This window comes from Burkholderia sp. AU38729, from assembly GCF_020419725.1.
Lineage (GTDB): Bacteria > Pseudomonadota > Gammaproteobacteria > Burkholderiales > Burkholderiaceae > Burkholderia.
On the sequence record NZ_JAIZQO010000007.1, the window covers coordinates 51,425 to 71,645 of the forward strand.

General features: G+C 64.5%; 19 protein-coding genes, 1 tRNA gene and 1 pseudogene. 6 read left to right on the top strand and 15 right to left on the bottom strand.

Features of this window, described 5'->3' with window-relative positions; all coding sequences use genetic code 11:
* Positions 1–76: 76 nt before the first annotated feature.
* The 9 genes from truB to LGM56_RS19320 form a co-directional block, all read right to left on the bottom strand.
* Positions 77–1,009: a tRNA pseudouridine(55) synthase TruB gene (truB, locus tag LGM56_RS19280; RefSeq protein WP_226206452.1), complete on the bottom strand. Its 933-nt coding sequence runs from the start codon at positions 1,007–1,009 to the stop codon at positions 77–79.
* 13 nt (positions 1,010–1,022) lie between these two features.
* Positions 1,023–1,421: a 30S ribosome-binding factor RbfA gene (rbfA, locus tag LGM56_RS19285; RefSeq protein WP_089425212.1), complete on the bottom strand. Its 399-nt coding sequence runs from the start codon at positions 1,419–1,421 to the stop codon at positions 1,023–1,025.
* Between the two features lie 114 nt (positions 1,422–1,535).
* Positions 1,536–4,454: a translation initiation factor IF-2 gene (infB, locus tag LGM56_RS19290; RefSeq protein WP_089494712.1), complete on the bottom strand. Its 2,919-nt coding sequence runs from the start codon at positions 4,452–4,454 to the stop codon at positions 1,536–1,538.
* Positions 4,455–4,545: 91 nt separating this feature from the next.
* Positions 4,546–6,021 carry a transcription termination factor NusA gene (gene nusA, locus LGM56_RS19295; protein WP_006476166.1) on the bottom strand — a complete coding sequence of 492 codons (1,476 nt, stop codon included), beginning with the start codon at positions 6,019–6,021 and terminating at the stop codon, positions 4,546–4,548.
* Positions 6,021–6,479 (bottom strand): ribosome maturation factor RimP, encoded by a 459-nt coding sequence (rimP, locus tag LGM56_RS19300; protein ID WP_014897219.1) that lies wholly within the window; start codon positions 6,477–6,479, stop codon positions 6,021–6,023. Before rimP ends, nusA begins: the two co-directional genes overlap by 1 nt.
* Before the next feature lie 454 nt (positions 6,480–6,933).
* Positions 6,934–8,700, bottom strand: a complete 1,767-nt coding sequence (gene rluB / locus LGM56_RS19305) for a 23S rRNA pseudouridine(2605) synthase RluB (protein WP_226206453.1) — start codon at positions 8,698–8,700, stop codon at positions 6,934–6,936.
* Positions 8,701–8,760: 60 nt separating this feature from the next.
* Positions 8,761–9,792: an SMC-Scp complex subunit ScpB gene (gene scpB, locus LGM56_RS19310; protein WP_089494710.1), complete on the bottom strand. Its 1,032-nt coding sequence runs from the start codon at positions 9,790–9,792 to the stop codon at positions 8,761–8,763.
* Positions 9,793–10,064: 272 nt separating this feature from the next.
* Positions 10,065–11,276: a pyridoxal phosphate-dependent aminotransferase gene (locus LGM56_RS19315; protein ID WP_226206454.1), complete on the bottom strand. Its 1,212-nt coding sequence runs from the start codon at positions 11,274–11,276 to the stop codon at positions 10,065–10,067.
* 75 nt (positions 11,277–11,351) lie between these two features.
* Complete coding sequence (locus LGM56_RS19320; RefSeq protein ID WP_089494708.1) at positions 11,352–12,254, bottom strand: LysR family transcriptional regulator; 903 nt, start codon at positions 12,252–12,254, stop codon at positions 11,352–11,354.
* A gap of 430 nt (positions 12,255–12,684) precedes the next feature.
* On the opposite strand from LGM56_RS19320, the pseudogene LGM56_RS19325 reads away from it, so the two are divergent.
* Positions 12,685–13,080 (top strand): annotated as a pseudogene (locus LGM56_RS19325) (transposase); the annotation flags it as partial.
* Positions 13,081–13,281: 201 nt separating this feature from the next.
* Positions 13,282–13,533, top strand: a complete 252-nt coding sequence (locus LGM56_RS19330; protein ID WP_226206455.1) for a hypothetical protein — start codon at positions 13,282–13,284, stop codon at positions 13,531–13,533.
* Positions 13,534–13,729: 196 nt separating this feature from the next.
* Here the strand turns inward: LGM56_RS19330 and LGM56_RS19335 are convergent, their stop codons facing one another.
* A complete protein-coding gene (locus tag LGM56_RS19335; RefSeq protein WP_011351791.1) occupies positions 13,730–14,047 on the bottom strand; it encodes a hypothetical protein in 318 nt (105 codons plus the stop codon).
* 157 nt (positions 14,048–14,204) lie between these two features.
* Here LGM56_RS19335 and LGM56_RS19340 point away from each other — a divergent pair, with 157 nt between their 5' ends.
* The 3 genes from LGM56_RS19340 (at position 14,205) to LGM56_RS19350 (ending at position 15,815) form a co-directional block, all read left to right on the top strand.
* Positions 14,205–14,921, top strand: a complete 717-nt coding sequence (locus LGM56_RS19340; protein ID WP_226206456.1) for a YdcF family protein — start codon at positions 14,205–14,207, stop codon at positions 14,919–14,921.
* 221 nt (positions 14,922–15,142) lie between these two features.
* Positions 15,143–15,421, top strand: a complete 279-nt coding sequence (locus tag LGM56_RS19345) for a hypothetical protein (RefSeq protein ID WP_039339310.1) — start codon at positions 15,143–15,145, stop codon at positions 15,419–15,421.
* A gap of 136 nt (positions 15,422–15,557) precedes the next feature.
* Complete coding sequence (locus tag LGM56_RS19350) at positions 15,558–15,815, top strand: hypothetical protein (protein ID WP_021162409.1); 258 nt, start codon at positions 15,558–15,560, stop codon at positions 15,813–15,815.
* Positions 15,816–15,855: 40 nt separating this feature from the next.
* Here the strand turns inward: LGM56_RS19350 and LGM56_RS19355 are convergent, their stop codons facing one another.
* The 5 genes from LGM56_RS19355 to LGM56_RS19375 form a co-directional block, all read right to left on the bottom strand.
* Positions 15,856–16,146: a putative quinol monooxygenase gene (locus LGM56_RS19355; RefSeq protein WP_039339313.1), complete on the bottom strand. Its 291-nt coding sequence runs from the start codon at positions 16,144–16,146 to the stop codon at positions 15,856–15,858.
* A 531-nt stretch (positions 16,147–16,677) separates the two neighbouring features.
* Positions 16,678–17,889, bottom strand: coding sequence for an outer membrane protein assembly factor BamC (gene bamC / locus LGM56_RS19360; RefSeq protein WP_226206457.1), 1,212 nt, complete (start codon positions 17,887–17,889; stop codon positions 16,678–16,680).
* Positions 17,890–18,030: 141 nt separating this feature from the next.
* Positions 18,031–18,107, bottom strand: a tRNA-Pro gene (locus LGM56_RS19365).
* A 159-nt stretch (positions 18,108–18,266) separates the two neighbouring features.
* Entirely contained in the window at positions 18,267–18,980 is a 714-nt protein-coding gene (locus tag LGM56_RS19370; RefSeq protein WP_226206458.1) for a class I SAM-dependent methyltransferase, read from the bottom strand.
* 126 nt (positions 18,981–19,106) lie between these two features.
* On the bottom strand, positions 19,107–19,409 hold the full coding sequence (locus LGM56_RS19375; RefSeq protein WP_179254790.1) for a hypothetical protein: 303 nt from the start codon (positions 19,407–19,409) through the stop codon (positions 19,107–19,109).
* Between LGM56_RS19375 and LGM56_RS19380 the strand changes: the two genes are divergently transcribed.
* Positions 19,376–20,191 carry a tyrosine-protein phosphatase gene (locus tag LGM56_RS19380; RefSeq protein ID WP_226206459.1) on the top strand — a complete coding sequence of 272 codons (816 nt, stop codon included), beginning with the start codon at positions 19,376–19,378 and terminating at the stop codon, positions 20,189–20,191. The genes LGM56_RS19375 and LGM56_RS19380 overlap by 34 nt on opposite strands.
* The last annotated feature ends 30 nt before the right edge of the window (positions 20,192–20,221 follow it).

The following is a 20,221-nucleotide window of genomic DNA, read 5'->3' on the forward strand; positions in this document are numbered from 1 at the left end:
CTGGACGTAAACAAAAAGCCCGGTCGACATCGACCGGGCTTTTTTATTCCAATGGGCGCGCGTTCGCGCCGCGGCGTCAGGCCGCCGTGACGACGAGCCGTTCCGGCGCCAGTACGCCGTTCGCCTTGCGCGCCACGCCAAGCAGCCGAGTGGCGTCATAGACGCGTACACGCTCGCCTTCGGCCGCATCGATCGGATCGAGCGCTGACAGCGGCAGGCGCTGGCCGTGCAGGAAGCGTTTCGCGCTGGTTTCATCGAGACGAACCAGCGGAAACGTCGACAGCAACGCGTCGACCGGCTGGAGCCACGCATCGCGCAACGCTTCGTCTGCATCGGACAGCGCATCGAGCGTCACCGCATGCTCGAGCGTCAGCGCGCCGACGCCCGTGCGACGCAGCATCGTCAGATGTGCGCCGCAGCCGAGCGCCTCGCCGATATCCTCCGCCAGCGTACGCACGTAAGTGCCCTTGCTGCAGGACACGCGAAACGTCACGTCAGGCAGGTCGCACGCGAGCAGGTCGAGTGCGAGGATCGTCACGTTGCGGCCCTCGCGCTCGACGGTCTGCCCCGCCCGCGCATATTCGTACAGCGGCTTGCCATCGCGCTTGAGCGCCGAATACATCGGCGGCACCTGCACGATCTCGCCGGTGAAGCGCACGAGCGCGACCTCTACCGCCGCGCGGTCGCATTCGACGGGCCGCGTCTCGATCACTTCGCCTTCCGCGTCGCCGGTGGCCGTACGCTGGCCGAGACGCATCGTCGCCTCGTAGGTCTTGTCCGCTTCGAGCAGATCCTGCGAGAACTTCGTCGCCTCGCCGAAGCACAGCGGCAGCAGGCCCGAAGCCAATGGATCGAGCGTACCGGTGTGGCCGGCTTTCTTCGCGAGCAGCAGACGCTTCGCGCGAATCAGCGCATCGTTGCTCGACAGGCCGACCGGCTTGTCGAGCAGGAGGACACCGTCCAGCACGCGCCGGGGCACGCGCGGACGTTGAGGTGCTGCAGTCGTCATAGGCCGGTCGAGCTCAGTCGTCCTTGGCGGCCGAATCGGCCTCGTCGTCGTCCTTCGCGCGCGTCGAGTTCGCTTCCTTGATCAGGCGCGACATTTCCACGGCCTTCTCGATCGTCTGGTCGTAGTGGAAGTGCAGCGTCGGCACCGTATGGATGTGCAGGCGCTTGAACAACAGGTTGTGCAAGTGACCCGACGCGTGGTTCAGCGCTTCTTGCGTCTTGTCCGGATCGCCGGTCAACGCGGTGAAGTAGACCTTCGCGTGTGCGTAATCCGGCGTGAGTTCCACGCTCTGGATGGTCACGATGCCGATGCGCGGATCCTTGACCTCGCGCATGATGAGTTCCGACAGATCGCGCTGAATCTGGTCAGCGATCTGCACGTTGCGATTGGGGGAAGTACGTTTCCTGGACATGATCGATCCGTGATCCGTTTATCAGGATAAAGCGGCGGCCAGTGTTGGCACGCCACCATGAAAATGGGCGGGACAGGCCCAAGCCTGCCCCGCCCATGAGCCGATGCGCGAGGGTTACAGCGTACGCGCGACTTCGGTCACTTCGAAGACTTCGAACTGGTCGCCTTCGACGATGTCGTTGAAGTTCTTCACCGACATACCGCACTCGAAGCCTTGCTTCACTTCCTTCACGTCGTCCTTGAAGCGCTTCAGCGATTCGAGTTCACCCGTGAAGATCACGACGTTGTTGCGCAGCACGCGCACCGACGACGAGCGCTTGACGATACCGTCCGTCACCATACAGCCGGCGACTGCACCGATCTTCGGTACCTTGAAGACCTGGCGCACCTCGACCATGCCGGTGATGACTTCGCGCTTCTCCGGCGCCAGCATGCCCGACATCGCCGCCTTCACCTCATCCACTGCGTCGTAGATGATGTTGTAGTAACGGATGTCGATGCCGTTCGACTCGGCCAGCTTGCGCGCCTGTGCATCTGCACGCGTGTTGAAGCCGATGATGACCGCCTTCGATGCCGTTGCGAGGTTGACGTCGTTTTCGCTGATGCCACCCACCGCGCTGTGCACGATCTGCACGCGCACTTCGTCGGTCGACAGCTTGAGCAGCGATTGCACGAGTGCTTCCTGCGAGCCTTGCACGTCCGCTTTGATGATGAGCGGCAGGTTCTGCACTTCGCCTTCGCCCATCTGCTCGAGCATGCTTTCCAGCTTCGCGGCCTGCTGCTTCGCAAGCTTGACGTCGCGGAACTTGCCCTGACGGAACAGCGCGATTTCACGCGCCTTGCGCTCGTCCGGCAGCACGATCACTTCTTCGCCCGCACCCGGCACTTCCGACAGACCCTGGATTTCGACCGGGATCGACGGGCCGGCTTCCTTCGTCGGCTTGCCGTTTTCGTCGAGCATCGCGCGCACGCGGCCATAAGCCGTACCCGCCAGCACGACGTCGCCTCGGTTCAGCGTACCGGACTGCACCAGGATCGTCGCGACCGGGCCCTTGCCCTTGTCGAGCTTCGCTTCGATCACGATGCCCTTGGCCGGCGCCTCGACCGGTGCCTTCAGTTCCAGCACTTCGGCTTGCAGCAGCACGTTCTCGAGCAGATCGTCGATACCCGCGCCCGTCTTCGCCGAAACCGGCACGAACGGCGAATCGCCGCCGTACTCTTCCGGCACGACGCCTTCCGCGACCAGCTCCTGCTTGACGCGATCGAGATTCGCGTCCGGCTTGTCGATCTTGTTGATCGCGACGACGATCGGCACACCGCCTGCCTTCGCGTGGGCGATGGCTTCCTTCGTCTGCGGCATCACACCGTCGTCGGCTGCCACCACCAGCACCACGATGTCGGTCGCCTTCGCGCCGCGTGCACGCATTGCCGTGAACGCTTCGTGACCCGGCGTATCGAGGAACGTGATGACGCCGCGCGGCGTTTCGACGTGGTATGCGCCGATGTGCTGCGTAATGCCGCCCGCTTCGCCCGCTGCAACCTTCGCGCGGCGGATGTGGTCGAGCAGCGAGGTCTTGCCGTGGTCGACGTGACCCATGACCGTGACGACCGGCGGACGCGGCAGTTGCTCCGCATCGGTACCGGTTTCGCCTTCGACGAGCAGCGCTTCCGGATCGTCCAGCTTCGCGGCAACCGCGCGGTGGCCCAGTTCTTCGACGATGATCATCGCCGTTTCCTGGTCCAGCACCTGGTTGATCGTGACCATCTGACCCATCTTCATCATCACCTTGATGACTTCGGAGGCCTTGACGGACATCTTGTGCGCGAGGTCGGCAACCGATACGGTTTCCGGCACGTGCACTTCACGAACGATCGGTTCGGTCGGCGCCTGGAACGTCGAGCTGTCCTGGTGACGGCCGCGACCCTTCGGGCCACCGCGCCAGCCGCGGTCGACACCGCCGCTCGAATCGCCGCGCGTCTTGATGCCGCGACGCTTCGACGCGTCGTCCTGCCAGCCGCCCTTGCCTGCACCCGGCTTCTTGTTACGGTCGCCCGCACCTGCCGGCGCAGTCGTAGCCGGCGCTGCCGCACCGGCCGGCTTCTTCACGGCCGGACGCGCCTGCGCACCTTCCGGCTTTGCCGGCTTGTGCAGCGTGCCCTTCGCTTCGGCCGGCTTCGGCGGCTCGACCGGCTTCGGCGGCTCGACTGCCTTGACCACTGCCTTGCGCGGCGTGTTCATCATTTCGCGGATCGCACGCGCTTCGGCTTCTGCCGCTGCACGACGCTTGCTGATCTCTTCCTGCTCGGCGCGCGCCTTGTCCGCCGCCTCACGGGCAGCGTCTTCAGCCTTCTTCGCCGCTTCGCGCTGAGCCGCACGTTCGGCGGCTGCGCGTGCTTCGTCCTGTGCGGACTGCGTGCTGACCGCTTCCTGCTGCTCGGCTGCAGCAGCCTGCTGTGCGGCCGCCTGCTGCTGCGCCGCCGCAGCTTCGGCCGCGGCACGCTTCACTGCGGCCTCTTCCTCGGCGCGACGACGCTCGGCTTCAGCCGCTTCCTCGCGGGCGCGGCGATCTGCTTCCTCGCGCTCGAGGCGTTCCTGGCGCTCGCGAAGCTCCTGCGCCTGCTTCTCGAGCAGCTCGGCCTCACGGCGCGCTTCTTCTTCGCGACGCTTCAGTTCCGCATCGTCGTCCGCCTCGGCAACCTGCGCCTGACCCTGTTCCGCACCCTCGCTCACGTCGTCGCGCTTGACGAACGTACGCTTCTTGCGGACCTCGACCTGAATGGTGCGAGCCTTGCCCGTCGCGTCAGATTGCTTGATCTCCGACGTATGCTTGCGGGTCAGCGTGATCTTGCGCTTGTCGCCGTCGGTTGCGCCGTGCGACTTGCGCAAATGATCGAGCAGACGCGCCTTGTCCGTTTCGGACAGCGCATCGTCTTCACTCGCTTTCTGGACGCCCGCTGCCTGCAGCTGTTCGAGCAGCACACCAGCAGGCATTTTCAGTTCCGCGGCAAATTGGGCTACGTTGTTACTCGCCATTCATTCCTCTTAGTGCAAGGACCGATTCCTTGCGGTTAGCATCGGGTCAGGCCATACGGCCGCCATCAAATCAGTGCGCCATGGTCATTTCTCACTGGAACCAGTGTTCACGTGCTTTCATGATCAACGCCTTAGCGGCATCCTCTTCCATCCCGGTCATGTCGACCAGTTCATCTACAGCCAACTCGGCGAGATCGTCGCGCGTCTGCACACCATGTTCGGCCAGCTTCGCGAGCAGCTCCGGCGTGATGCCGTCGAGGCTCTTGAGATCCAGCGCTGCGTTCTCGACCTTTTCTTCGTTCGCGATGGCCATCGTCAACAGCGCGTCGCGTGCGCGGTTGCGCAGTTCGTGCACGGTGTCCTCGTCGAACGCCTCGATTTCGAGCATTTCGTTGAGCGGCACGTACGCAATCTCTTCCAGGCTCGTGAAGCCTTCGTCGATCAGGATGTCGGCAACTTCTTCGTCGACGTCGAGACGCGCCATGAACAGTGCACGCAGCCGGTCGCGCTCTTCACCCTGCTTCAGGGCGGATTCGTCCGGCGTCATGATGTTGATCTGCCAGCCGGTCAGTTCGCCTGCAAGACGAACGTTCTGACCGCTGCGGCCGATCGCGACAGCCAGCTCGTTCTCGTCGACGACGACGTCCATCGAGTGCTTTTCTTCATCGACGACAATCGACTGGACAGCTGCCGGCGCGAGCGCGCCGATCACGAACTGGGCGGGATCCTCCGACCATAGCACGATGTCGATGTTTTCGCCACCGAGCTCATTGCGCACGGCCTGCACGCGGGAACCGCGAATGCCGACGCAGGTGCCGATCGGGTCGATCCGCTTGTCGTACGCGATGACGCCGATCTTCGCGCGCACGCCCGGGTCGCGGGCAGCCGCCTTGATCTCGAGCAGGCCCTGCTCGATTTCCGGCACTTCCATCTCGAACAGCTTCATCAGGAACTCAGGCGCCGTACGCGACAGCTCGATCTGCGGGCCGCGCGCGGTGCGGTCGACCTTCGCGATATAAGCGCGCACGCGGTCGCCCACGCGCAGGTTTTCCTTCGGGATCAACTGATCGCGGCGCAGCAGCGCCTCGACACGGCCCGATTCGACGATGAAATTGCCCTTGTCGAGGCGCTTCACCGTACCCGTCATGATCTTTTCACCACGCTCGAGGTAGTCGTTCAGGATCTGCTCGCGCTCTGCGTCGCGCACCTTCTGCAGGATCACCTGCTTGGCGGCCTGCGCGCCGATGCGACCGAACTCGATCGACGGAACGGGTTCCTCGACATACTCGCCGACTTCGACGTCGGGCTTCTGCTCACGTGCCTCGAACAGCAGGATCTCGCGATCCGGCTCCTGCAAGCCTGCCTCGTCGGGCACGACGAGCCAGCGACGGAAGGTTTCGTGCTCGCCGCTTTCGCGATCGATATGGACGCGGATTTCGGCGCCTTCGTCGAACAGCTTCTTGGAAGCGGACGCGAGCGCAGCCTCGAGGGCGCCCAGCACCACATCCTTGTCGACGTTTTTCTCGCGCGCCAGCGCATCCACCAGCATCAACACTTCGCGACTCATTATTTGCGGCTCCTAAAGTCAACTTGCGGAATCAGGCGGGCTTTGTCGATATCGGCCAGCGTGAAATCCAGCATGGCCGCCTCGCCCTTCTTCCTCTCAAATTCCAAACCGATCGTTTCGCCATTCGGCGCGTGCAGAATGCCCCGGTACGTCTTGCGCCCGTCCAGCGGCTTTTTCAAGGTCACGGAAACTTCGCTGCCAGCGAAGCGCTCGAAGTCGGCCAGCTTCTTCAACGGGCGGTCGAGCCCCGGGGACGAGACTTCGAGCCGTTCGTAATCGATGTTTTCGACCGTCAAGACGTGCTGGAGCTGACGCGTGACCTTTTCGCAATCTTCGAGCGAGATGCCGGCAGGCTGATCGATATAGATGCAAAGCATGCCGCGCCCGGTGCGCTCGAGATCCACCAGCTCGTAGCCGAGCCCGGTGACCGTGGTTTCTATCAGTTCCGTCAGTTGCACTGTGTCCTCTCAGGTGTTCGCGCCCGCCGCTCGCGATTACACCCGCGGGCGCGCGCCTTAGCCGGCGCAGGAAGCGCTACCCGAGATGCCTAACCGTTTCAGCAAAAAAAAATGGGCGGAACGCCCATCTTCTTACTGGTGGTCGCACCTGAGCCGCACATTGAATCCGTACGCCCAGCGACTCCGCGATTATAGCGATTTTTGGCGCAAACGCCAAGCCAGCCGGTAAAAGCAGCGCGTCACCTGCCTTTACGGGCCCAAAAATGCGAAATCGGGCTGCACGATCAACCGGCGCCATGAAGGCAAGCCGGAGATCGGTCATGCCAGCGGCCATCCAGCACCGCGTGACATAAATACAGTCGAAAGCAATAAACGCAATGCCTCGCACCGACTGGACCCGCCAGATGCCGATCCGGCCGGCACACCGGCGGCCTTGCGCCGCATGCCTGAATGCTCAGCGGCTGCGGGTGCGGCTGCGCTGCGGACGCTGACCGCCGCGCGGGCCGCCGCCGTTGCCGGCACCCTCGGCACGATTGCCGTTCGGGTTACGGTTACCGCCCTTGCCGCCGCCACGCTTGGGGCCCGCGCCGTCGCGCTTGGGGCCTGCGCCATACGACGCGCGGTTGCCGTCGACATCGCCACGGCCACCGCCAGCGCGATTGCCATCGCGCCCGCCTCCGCCCGCACGGTTGCCATCCCGGCCGCCGCCGGCGCGATTACCGTAGCCCGACGGCGCGACCGGCAGGCTGCCGTAGCCGCTCAGACCCGGCAGGCCCGGCCCGCCGCGACGAACACCACCACGACGGGGCTGATCCAGCTGCCCGTGCGTCGTCAGCACCGGCTCACGGCTGATGAAGCCCATCGACGTCTGCATCGGATCGGGCTGGCGACGCTCTGCCTGGCCGGCACCGGCGCGCTTGCCCTTCTCCTCGGACGGCGCCTTCAGGCCGACGGTCGCCATCAGCTTGCGCACCTGCGCGTCGTCGAGCTCTTCCCAGCGACCGCGCTTCAGGCCACGCGGCAGCGGAATCGGGCCGTGACGCGTACGGATCAGGCGGCTCACCATCAAGCCGACCGCCTCGAACATCCGGCGCACTTCGCGGTTGCGGCCTTCGGCCAGCGCAACGTGATACCAGTGGTTCGTGCCTTCGCCGCCGCCGTCGCGGATGCGCAGGAAGTTCGCCGGGCCGTCATCGAGCTCGACGCCGTGCAGCAGCTTCTGCCGCATGCCTTCGGCCAGCTCGCCGACGACGCGCACCGCGTACTCGCGCTCGACGCTGTAGCGCGGGTGCATGAAGCGGTTGGCGAGGTCACCCGAAGTCGTCAGCATCAGCAGACCTTCGGTATTGAAGTCGAGGCGGCCCACCGCAAGCCATTTCGCCGTCTTCATCGGCGGCAGGCGGTCGAACACCGACGGACGGCCTTCCGGATCCGCGTGGCTGACGATCTCGCCCGTCGGCTTGTGGTACAGCAGCACGCGCGGCGGCTTGTTCGGCAGCTTGCGCTTGACCGGCTTGCCGTTGATCCGCACCTGGTCGGTCGGCATGATGCGCTGACCGATGTGCGCGGGCTCGCCGTTCACCGACACGCGGCCGGCGACGATCAGTTCTTCCATTTCGCGGCGCGAGCCCATGCCCGCTTCCGCCAGCACCTTGTGAAGCTTCGGCGCGTCGTCGTCCGGCGACAGCACGCGCTTGTTCGCCGGCTGGCTACGGCCGCGACGCAGCATCGGCGCACGCACGCCGCTGCCGCCCGCGGAGTTGTCCGCATCGAATGCCGGCGACGTCACGTAGGCGAACAGCTCGTCCTGGGACGCATCGCCCTCCGCCTTTGCCGCGCCGCCTTCAGCCTTCGGCGCGCTGCTGCGACGACCCTGGCCGCCTTGGCCGCCCTGAGCCTTGGCCGCGCCTTCGCGCTTGGCTGCCGGCTTGCGAGCACCCTTGGCCGCACCTTCCTTGCGCGGCGCACGCGTCGGCTGCTGCGCTTCGGCGGCCTCGGCCGGCTGCGCGTCAGCGCCTTCGCCGTCCTGCGGCTCGCCTTCGGCGCCCTTCGACTTGGCCGCCGCGCGACGCCGCGCGATCAGGCTGCGCGGGCCTCGCCGCAGACCGCGGCGGGGACGCTCGTCGCCGCCCTCGGTCGAAGCACCCTGCTCCGGTGCATCGTCGGCACGCGCTGCCTGTACGGCAGGCGCGGACGATTCAATATCGTGGATATCTGTCAAAACAACCTCAAAATGTCAGGTCTCGCGCCCGGCGCGGGCGCGGCAAGAAGTTGGCCGCGATCAGGCGCGACGCTGTTCAGGTTCTGCTTCGTCGTCCGGCAGCGCATCGGCACCGATGGGTGCACTGGCGCTTCGCACGGCATCGGCGAGACTGTCGGACGTGTCGTCCAGCATCTCGTCGTCCGCAGGACGGGAACGGGGGGCGTCGGCCTGGCCAGCCTCGCCGGGCATGTCGCCGGCCGCTTCCGCTCCGTCTCCGGCAACCGCTTCGGCAGCCGGTTTGCGATCTTCCTCGTTCCAATCCGCGCGCGGCGGCTCGGGCTGCACACCGGCTGGCACTGCTTCGGCGCCAGCCTGTTCCATTCGTTCCGTTTGCCCGCGAACAGCATCGAGCGTATCGCGGCTCGCGATTTCATGCGTCGACGCGACGTCCGCCGCAGGATCATCCGGCAAGCCTGCCGATTGACCGGCGGATGCCTCATCTGTTTGCGGCGCGTCGCCCGTTGCGTCGCCGGCAACCGGCAAGCCCTCGTCGAAATCCATCGCCTGCTGCGCCAGCAGCGCGGCCTCAATGTTCGCGGCCGGCTCCTCGAGTGCAGGCAGATCATCGAGCGCCTTCAGGCCGAGGTCGTCGAGGAATTGCTTGGTCGTCGCATACAGCGCCGGGCGTCCCGGCACGTCGCGATGACCGATCACCTCGATCCAGCCGCGATCCTCGAGTTGCTTGACCACCTGCGTATTGACCGTCACGCCGCGAATCTCTTCGATGTCGCCGCGCGTGACAGGTTGCCGATACGCGATGATCGCGAGCGTTTCGAGCACCGCACGCGAATATTTCGGCGGCTTCTCGGGATGCAGGCGATCCAGATAGTGGCGCATCGCCGGCTTGCTCTGGAAACGCCATCCGGTCGCCAGCGCTACCAGTTCGACGCCGCGGCCGGACCAATCCTGTTTCAGATCTTCGAGCAACGTGCGGACCGTGTCAGCCGACACGCCGTCGGCAAAGAGCTTGCGCAAATCGCCGAGCTTCAGCGGTTCCTGCGCGCAGATCAAAGCAGTCTCGAGGACGATCTTCGCCTCTTGGGTATTCATGCAGCTAGGCCAGACCCTGTGGTCAAACGAACCGGATCAACAAACAGACGAAAGGAACGGAAGACGCGCTCGCCCGATTCTGATCGGTCATATTGATGGGAGCACGAACCGGGGGCGGCGAACCAACTTCAGGCCAGGCCCAAACCGGACGGAACAGCACGGCTCAACGACGGAACCGCGTGACTGAGCGCCATATTACGCAAAATTGTCCGGTGCGTAAAGATGAGCCGAACGGGGTGCCGCCAGCACGCCTTGCCCGCTCCGGCCCCGCTTCAGCGGTCGGCCACGCCCCGTGCCAGGAACCGCCGCAACCGCTCGACACCCGCGTCGAGACGTGCCGGATCGCACGCGTAGCACCAGCGCACAAACCCTTCCCCCTCCGGGCCGAATGCACGCCCAGGCGCGAGGCCGAGCCCCGCCTCGCGCACCAGCGTCTTGCAGAACGCGAGGCTATCTGACGCGCCAGGCAGGCGCAGAAACAGGTACATCGCGCCCAGCGGGGGCGGGACCTCGACACCCGGCAGGGTGCGCAGCGCGGCGACCAGGTGATCGCGCGCATCGCGCAGCGCCGCGACGAACGACCGCACGAACGGCTCGCCATCACGCAGCGCGACCTCACCCGCGGCCTGCACGAAGCCCGGCGCGCACGACGTGTTGTATTCGACGAGCTTCGACAGGTCAGCCATCACCGCTGCCGGCGCGATGAGCCACCCCAGGCGCCAGCCCGTCATCGCCCATGCCTTGGAAAACGAATTCACGACCACGACCCGCTCGTCGCGTGACGCGATGTCGAGGAACGATGGCGCGCCGTCCGCGCCGCCTGCGTCGAAAGCGAGCCGCTCGTACACCTCGTCGGCGACCAGCCAGATGCCGTGGCGGCGGCAATGGGCGAGCACGGCTTGCTGGTCGTCGCGCGACATCGTCCAGCCGGTCGGATTGTTCGGCGAGTTGATCAGCAGCATCCGCGTATCGGACGTCAGCGCCGCCAGCAGCCGCTCGACATCGAGCTGCCAGCCCGCATCGCCATAGCCGAGCGGTACGCATTCGACCTGCGCCCCGAGGATCTTCGGAATCTCGACGAGATTCGGCCACAGCGGCGTGACCGCGACGACGCGCTCGCCCGGACCGACCAACATCTGCGCGGCCAGCATCAGCGCGCTCACGCCCGAACTCGTCACGGCCACGGTGTCGGCCGCCGTCGCACCGTGACGGGCGCTGACGTAGGAGGCGATCGCGTCGCGCAGCGGCGCAGTGCCGAGGTTGTGCGTGTAGAAAGTTGCACCATCGCGCAGCGCCGCCGCGGCGGCGTCCCGGATGAAGTCCGGCGTCACGCGATCGGATTCACCGAACCAGAACGGCAGCATGTCCGGCACGCCAAAGCCGGCGTTCGCCACTTCCCGGATCAGCGACGGACGCAACGCGTGCACGGCGTCGCGGGCCGCCGGCGAACCGGCCACCGGAAGAGAATCTGCGGAATGCACCATCGAGAACCACCTTCGAGGAACACGATCCGCGTAGTGTACCGGCCTGCAAGCAGGGCCGGCGCACGTCGATCCGCGTCAGTCGAGGTCCTCTGCCCTCGCCGGCATCTGCCGCACGAGTTCCCAGATCGCCTGCGCGGCGGGCGACAACGACCGGTCGCGGCGGCGCACGAGTTCGACCGTGCGCTCGGTGCGTGGCGTGAGCGGCCGCGCGACGAGCGTCGAGCCGGCTGGTAGCGGCAGCGACAGCCACGGCTGCACGCTCACGCCGACGCCGGCCTCGACGAGTCCGAACACGGTCGCCGAATGCCCGAGCTCCTGCATGACCGTCGCGTTGACATGATGAGCGGCCAGCGCGGCGTCGATCAGCGGCCGGCTTCCCGATGCATGATCGAGGAGCACGAGGCGCTCGCCGTCCAGCGCCGTCCAGGGCACCTCGGCACGCGCCGCGAGCGGATGGTCGGCGCGTGCGACCAGGCAGAACGAATCGGTCATCAACGATTCGCAGACGAGATCGGCCACCGTGAGCGGACCGATCACGACGCCGAAATCGACCTCGCTCGACTTCACCTTGCGCAATACGTCGCTCTGCACGTCGTCGCGCAAACCCAGCGTCACGAACGGAAACTGGCGCTCGCACGACGCAACCACGCGCGGCATCAGCCGGCATGCGATCGTCGGACTGGCCGCGACGATCACGCGCCCGCGGCGCTGCTCGCCGATCTCGCGAATCTCGCGCAGCGTGTCGTCGAGATCGTCGAGCAGACGGGACACGCTCGCGATCAGGTTCCCACCGACATCGGTCAACTGCACGTCGCGCGTCGTACGATCGATCAGCTTCAGCCCGAGCTCGGCCTCGAGCTCGCGCACGCAGCGACTGACCGCGGACTGCGTGAGCCCAATCTCGTCACCCGCGCGACTGAAGCTCTTGAGCCGCGCGACCTCGATGAAGACGCGAAGCTGGCGCAGCGTGACGTTCATTTCTGGACCTCATCAATCGTCGATATCGATGCGCGATTTTAATGCGCGAATCCGGCTTCGATGTGCGAATCACGCACCTGCCCCCATGTTTCGCTGCGGTGCAATACATCCGCGAACGCACGTGGTGCGGGCGAGCTGCACAAGATTGGTGATTGTCCCGATTTGCTGGCGGGTTATTTTGGCGTCTTATACGCCCCTAGCTGACTTAGCCGTTAGCTCGCTGCCAAGCGGCTCTCGAGGGAATTACCTCCGACATGGCACGCTTCGTGCATTACCTGGCGCACAGGGCGCAGGTTTGGTCGGACGGAAGAGCAGAAACGCCGCTGCCGGCCAACCGTACGCCCCCACCCGGCACTCGACGATCGAGTGCCTGAAGAGTGCGCGGCGCAGGGCAGCGCACCGGAGTTAGCTTCGCTGAGGTGAGGACATGATGCTGTTCGACGATTTGAGAGATAACGAGTGGGCGCTGGTCGAGGGTCTGTTTTGCTCTGAACCCGCACGGAGTGAGCGGCGCGGCCGCCCCCGCGTGGAAGCCCGCTCGGTGGTGAACGCCGTGCTGTGGGTGCTGTCGACGGGTGAAGGCTGGTCGAAGCTGCCGGGCCGCTATCCGTCGCCGCCGACTTGCCGCCGTCGCTTCGACGAATGGCAGGCGGACGGCACGCTCGCCGAAATCGTGAAGCGACTCGGCACGAGCGGCCGGCAGATCTCCCTACGCGGGCGCATCGGCGCAAGCGCCGCGAAGCCGCCCGCACCGCCGAGCCGCGACCGGCTGCGCGGCGCCTTCTGGACCAATCCGGAATCCTGGCGCGCGCCCGTCAAGATGGCATAACGAATACTCGATCGGGCGGCTTCGGCCGCCCGGTTTCTTTCAGCGACGCGACCTGTTCGCGACGCCCGCGTTGCCGTCGATTACCGTTGTCGTGCCGCGATACATCTATTTACCAAAATTTACAGCAAGCCTGCACTCCCACGCTTACCTTAGCGAAATATCAACAGGCCGCGTCGACGGCTTGAAGGGAGCCCCGCCATGAAACCAATGTCACTGCTCGTTGCATGCGGCATTGTCATTTCCGTGGCGTTGTCAGCTCCAGCCCACGCCGACGATCGCGTGAAGCCGCCCCATCGCCAGCAGGATCATCGGAACACTCTCCGCCAGCCGCCGTCCGCCAATCCGCCCAACCGGCAAACCGTGCCGCGTGGCGACCTGCGCGGCGACATCGCCAGCAACGCGCGAGCGCGCATCGGCTCGCAGCCGACCGACGTACCGCGTCATCCGTAGTCCTGCCAATTTCGGGATTTCGCCAAAGAAAATGCCCGCGGCGGGGAACTGCGCCGCATGCGACGAGTCACAACGTTGCCATGAGCACAGCGTGGCAACAGCAAAAGTATCCGGTACGCCCGTATCCTCGCGATACGGGCTTTTTTTTGGCGCATTGCCAGCCGCACGGCAATGCGCAAGGCGGGATGATCGACCGCTACAGGCGGCTTTCGAGAATCGCCACGGCACTCGCTTCGCTCAATGCGTAGTCGGCCATGCGGCGATCGGTCCAGGAAAGTAATTTCTCGTCGCGCTCGAGGCGCGAGAATTCGGCTCGACCGCTTTCGGTCAGCACGGCAATGTCGACCGGCGCATGGAAGCCCGGTGCGGGGGCAACGGTTTTCTGCCTGACCGTGTCCATCAGCCCGAGCGAACGGAGATACTCGAACACGCCCGGGCGGCGTGCCCACGGTACCTGGCGGTACTGCACTCGTCTCAATGCGTCGAGCACCGCTTCGTTGGAATACGTGGCCATCTCGATTCTTTCTTAAAGTGCAGCGACAATGCGAAGCGGCGCGCCGGGCGGTGTCTCCGCCCGCCGATACCGCCACCGATTCTGGACGCCGACGTTCGGCGTCGCGTCAGGGCCGGATCGTCAGCCGTCCATAAAAAGACACCATACCCCAATCAAATTGATTCTGTTCGATTCATTTGTACTTCTCTTCATCTGTTTCATGCTCTGCCGCAAACGGCGACGAATCATCTCGATCGCCGCCGTTGCGCTGTTCTGGCTGCTCGCGACAGGCTGGCTCGCCGCGCCGCTGATCGCCTGGACCGAGGCGGGCGTCGCCCCCGTCGAGCACCCGGACATGCATGGACGGACCACACTGATTCTCATCGGCGCAGGGACGAAGCACACCGACGCCGGGCTGCGGCCGCCACCTGACGGAACCGCCCGTATCCACAAGGTCGCAGCGCTCTACCGCACCTGCCGGCAGCAAGCCGAGCGCTGCACCGTAGTGATGTCGGGCGGCGACCCGCAGCATCACGGCGAAACCGAGGCTGCCGTTTACGGGCGCCAACTCGTCGCCGAAGGCGTCGCGCCCGCGGACCTCGTTCTGGAACCGGATAGCCGCACAACCTACGAAAACGCGAAATTCACTGCGTCTATACTACGCTCCCAGTATGACGACGCACGCATTCTCGTCACTTCCTCATATCAGATGCGCCGCGCATTGCTCGATTTCCACCGTTTCGGGATCGATCCGCAGCCCGTTTATGCGAATCGCCGGCGTGCACAAACAGGCTGGCTGCCGCGCTGGCGCAATGTAGTCAACGCCGAGCAGGCGCTGCACGAACTGGTCGGCATCGTGCAGTTCCATGTCTATCGATGGCTCGGGTGGTTCTGACGGTTCCGGGGAAACCGGAGCGCAAATGACGGCGGCGACGTCGATGGCAGCCGCGTGACGAAGCGTGCGAAGTGTTGCGCGACTTCAACGGGGCCTTGCGTCGCGCCACGATCCGGTGCACATTGATCCGTCACTTTTGTTACACTCGACACGCACTCGATTGCAGTCGCCAGACAAAACGGCAACACTCGGGTTCATCACCACTTAGCGGAGGTAAAGCAATGAAGAAGACGTCCCTGGCTATCCTGGTAGCGATGTCGGCGCTGACTGGCGCAGCGTATGCGCAAGAGAGCACGGAAATCAAGACGATTACCGATCCGGCCAAGATCTCCGAGATCGAGCAGCGCGCACAGGCGCTGCAGCAGCAGCAAGCGGCTGAAGCCGCTCAGCCGGCGGTGCAGGAAGAGCATCACCACGGCAAGAAGGCTGCTCACCACAAGGCAGCTGCGAAGAAGGCCGGCAAGAAGGCTGCCAAGGCCGCAGACGCTGCCAGCCAGTAAGTTCGGCGGCACCGCACAAGTGAAAAGCCGAATCCGGGCAACCGGGTTCGGCTTTTTTGGTTGCGGTGCCCGTGCGCTGTGCTAAAGTCGCGCACCGAAATTTTCCACCCGTGCGCACCCCGGTGCGGAGGACAGCATGAGCAACATTCAACTCGACATCGAGTGGACCGAAGCCGCCACTCGCCAGATCAAGCAACTGATGCCCCGCGGCTCGGCTGACGCGTTCCTCGCGCTGCCGCCGATCGAGTGCCTGCCGATGGAGGGCGACGTGCTTTTCCTCGGCCCGCAAGGCAAGCAGCAACCGTTCATCGTCGCCGAACGCCAGTACCATCACGACGGCGACGCCGACTGGACGATCATCCTGATCCTCGACGTACCCAACACGTCGCACTGACGCATCCCGCGACCGGACACGTCCGGTCGCCCTGCCCGGCTCAGACGAGCTTCGACAGCACGCGGATTTCGGAACGCTCGATCCAGTCCGCGGCCGCTTCCCGATAAGCGAGAATGTGCGCGGAACGCGCATGAGCAGCCAGCGCCTCCTCGCTTTCCCAGCGCTCGACGAATACGAATCGCGCCGGCTCCTTCAAGTCCCGATGCAGGTCGTACTGCAACGCTCCCGCTTCGTTGCGGGTCGGCTCGACGATCCCTTCGAGCTGGGCACGCAACTTCTCCTCCGCGCCCGGCTTCGCCACGATCAGCGCCACCACTGCAATTTCCGCCATTCCCGCTCCCCCCCTTCGTCTGGAAAAGTCCGAGAATACGCGAATCGTGCAGCGGCTGCGCCAGCACGGCGTCACACGACGGCCCCAAAAAAATAGCCCGCGCTTCAGAGAAGCGCGGGCGAAACCGTCGCCCTACGAGGATAGGCGACGGGGCCATCGAGATCCGCACGCTGGCGCGGATCGTCATCCGTTGCGCCGACGCTTGTCGCGTCGGCATTCGAAGACGTCGATACCGATGATCGGGCGCTCGCGGCGCACCCCCGGCATCTGACGCCATCCTCCCTGTTTCAACAATTCCAACATATAAAGCAGGTTGCGTGCCAGCCACCACGAACCGACCACCCCGTTGATTTAAAAGGATAAATTTTTGACCTTCGACGATGCGACATGGGTTTTGCCGCCGTAACGCGCGGATGTTACGTAACGTCACGAGGAGGGAGCGAAACTCCAGCACACATGCGCACCCGCGAGCGGCAATGAAAAAAGCCCGCCATGTGGCGGGCTTTTCATTGATGCGGAGAAACGCCGAGATCAGCGAAGCTGATTCACGAGCAGCCCCATGATCTGGCGAGCCGGCGACGACGTATCGATCACACCCGCATCGTCGACGACCGCGATGCGCGTCTGGTCGGCCGTGAGTGCCTTCACGTTGACACGGTACTGCTTCGCCTGCTTTTCCTTCTTGCCGTGGAACAACTGGCTCCAGAAGCCCTGCTCGGCCGAGGTCAGATCCTTCGGATCGACATAGCGCACGAAATACAGGCCCTTCGTGCGATCACGATCGTCGACGGTGAAGTTCGCACGATCGAGCGCGAGACCGACGTGCAGCCACGACCGGTCGTATGGCTCGCCGAGCGTGACTTCCGTCGGGACGGCAGCATCGGCCGCATCGGTGCCTTGCGCCGACGTGCGGGAGACGTTTTGCGCGGCAATCGCTGCAGCAGCCTTCGACGATGCGTCGTCGGCCTTCTTGTCCTTGGCCACCGGTACCGTGTTGTCCTTGATGTTCGCGATTGGCGGCTCGCCGTTCTTCGCGCGCTGCTCGTTCTGTGCGAGCACCGCCATCAAACGCTTCAGGTATTCGGTCTCGAGCGCCGGATCATTCGGCTTCGGTTCCCACTTGCTCGAATCGTTGTTCGAGCCCGTGATTGCTTCGCGCATCCCCTTCTGGCTGATGAACACGTAGGTGCCGCCATTCGGCGCCGAATCGAGGCGCGTACGGTACTTGTTGCGCTCGGCCGTCACGTACGAGTTGCCCATCGCCTTCGAGATCACGCTACGGATCAGGCCGTCGTTGATCTGCGGATGGGTTTCGTTCCAGTCGGTTTCCATCACGCCCTTGTCGCGCTGGTCGACGACGAGCAGGAAGCCCTGCTCCTGCCAGAAGCGGCGAACCTGCGGCCAGACGGCGGCGGGCTGCTTGCCGTCGATCACGAGCCAGCTCTCGGTGCCGTCGCGCTGGATATGCATGCCGGCGACGGCCGGAGCAACGGTGTCCAGCGCAGGCGCTGCCTGCTGGACCTGCTGAAGCGCGGACAGGGAAGTCGCGCCGCCCTGGGGCGGCAGCGAACGCTGATCGGCCGTCTCGTCGAGCATGTTGGGCGGCACTGCGAGCGACGCTTCCTTCGATTTCGAATCGCTCTTGTAGTCCACTTTCGTGGGCGACGACGTACCGCAACCGGCGACGAGCGCGCCGGTGGCGAGCACTGCAGCGAACCGCATGGTAAGACGAAGATCAGTCATGTTCGGGGAATCCTCTTCCGCTAAATCACGGCGCTTTCCGTGGATCAACCTTGCATTTTACCGGGGCCGCGCCGCGATGTGCAAAAAAGCGACCGGCAAGAAAAAACCCGCGTCAGCTTGAGCTGACGCGGGTTTTTTGTCTGGTCGGGGCGAGAGGATTTGAACCTCCGACCACCTGCACCCCATGCAGGTACGCTACCAGGCTGCGCTACGCCCCGAAAGAAAAAAATTATAACAGACAGTTTTCCGATTTAGAACGGGTCGCATGCATTTTGTGGATATTCTTGTGAAATTTTTTGGCGTGAAGGCGCCGATGCGAGCAACGACGCGCATGGCATGGACGAATTGCGCACCAACCACCCGACTCCGCCTCGCCTTCACCGCTTGCGCGCCACGCAGATGACCGTCAGCCCGGCGACGCGGTTGAAACGGAATATCGGTAACTCGATCCGACAGATCGACTTGAGCACGCCGTTGACGAACGGATGGTGACGACGCAATTGCGACGCCGGCTCGCTCGGCTGCCGACGCACCCGCTCGCCGAGCCGCAACGCTGCCGCAAGCGGAAACGTGAGACCGAAATAATAGGCGCCGTGCTCGACGTCGAGCCCCGAGCGACGCACCACGTCCTCGAGACTGCCCAGCGTATATCGGCGCTTGTGTTCGAGAAAATCGTCATGACCGCTCCAGAGGAACTGGAACGCGGGAACCGTGATCAGAAAGCGGCTACCCGAAGGCGCACCCTTTACATACTGCGTGAGCAGACCGACATCGTCGTCGACATGCTCGAGCACGTCCATCAGCAACACGAGATCGGCGTCGAATCGATCAATGGATCGCCGAAAGTGGATGGGCTTGCCGGACGCTTCGCCGTCGGTATCGTCCGCGTAGCTCGTATCGACACACCACGCCTCCGTCGCCTGCGTACGCTCCAGCAAGTGCTTCGAGAAGAAGCCCGAGCCTGCACCGACATCGAGTATCCGGTTTGCACCAGGCACCCCAAGGAACCGACGGATCGCACTCGCCTTCGACGCGTAGTACCAGTGATCGCCCACGCCCGCACCCAATACGTCGACTTCCTTGAGATCCATGACGTTTCCCCGTGATGGCTACTGTGCTTTGGTCGATACAGCCACTGATGCCGATCTTACCTCGCTGCTGCCGCCGATCCTACCTGTCGACAACGCGCAGCCGACCCCGGCAACCCGCATTCCGACCTAATCGAAAAGGACGATGGCCGGTTCGACGCAAATCGCTACCGTGCGGTTACCCGGCGCGAGATCGATGCGCATGGGCGAACCGTCCGACTGCATGCCGATCGATCCGGCCCGCCCCGGCTTTGCCGCGTCGCGTGATACAGGGGCGACTTCGGTCACCACCGCAGTCGCGACCTCTTGTAACCGTCTTCGACACAGGGCATTGAATGCATCAGAAAAACGAATTTTCCCGTCGACATTTTCTCCGGCTGGGCGCCGGCACGATAGGCGTGGCGCTGGGAAGCGCATCGCTTCTGTCGGCATGCGGAGGCGACTCGATTTCGGTCGCGCCGGTCACGACACCTCGGCTGAGTTCCGCATCGAATTTTCGCGACACGGCCGGGCCGGACGGAACCGGCTACGTGACAACGAGCGGCGCGAAGATGAAAAAAGGCGTGCTCTATCGTTCATCCGCGCTCGCGTTGTCGGCCGCGGACATCGCCACCGTCGGCACGCTCGACATCAGGCAGGTCTGCGACCTGCGCACACCCGCCGAGATCAAGACGCAACCGGATGTGCCGCTGGCGGGCGCCACCTGGCAAGACCTCAACGTGCTCGGGGCTGCCAGCATCGATCCGATCCCGACCACCGGCGCCACCGCGACGGCATTCATGTTGAGCATGTACCGCGCGTTCGTCATGTCGGACACCGCGCATGCCAGCTATCACGCGCTCTTCACCGGCTTCGCCGGCTCCGGCGAAAACCTGGTGTTCCACTGCACGGCCGGCAAGGATCGCACGGGCTGGGCAACCGCCATCCTGCACACGATCCTGGGCGCGTCCGAGCAGACGATACTCGCCGACTATCTGCTGACGAACGTCTATAGCGCATCGGAAATCGCCGCTTCGGTCGCCCAGGCGCAGAAAGCCGGCGGGCAAAATGCGGCAGACATGATGACCGCGCTGCAAGGCGCGCACACCGACTATCTGCAGGCGGCATTCGACCAGGTCGCCGCGTCGTACGGCTCGATGACGTCATATATCGCAAACGGGCTGCAACTCGACCAGGCAACGCTGAACGCAATCCGGCGGCACATGCTGGTCTGACCGCCCCGCGGCCGCTGCGACGGGGCCGGA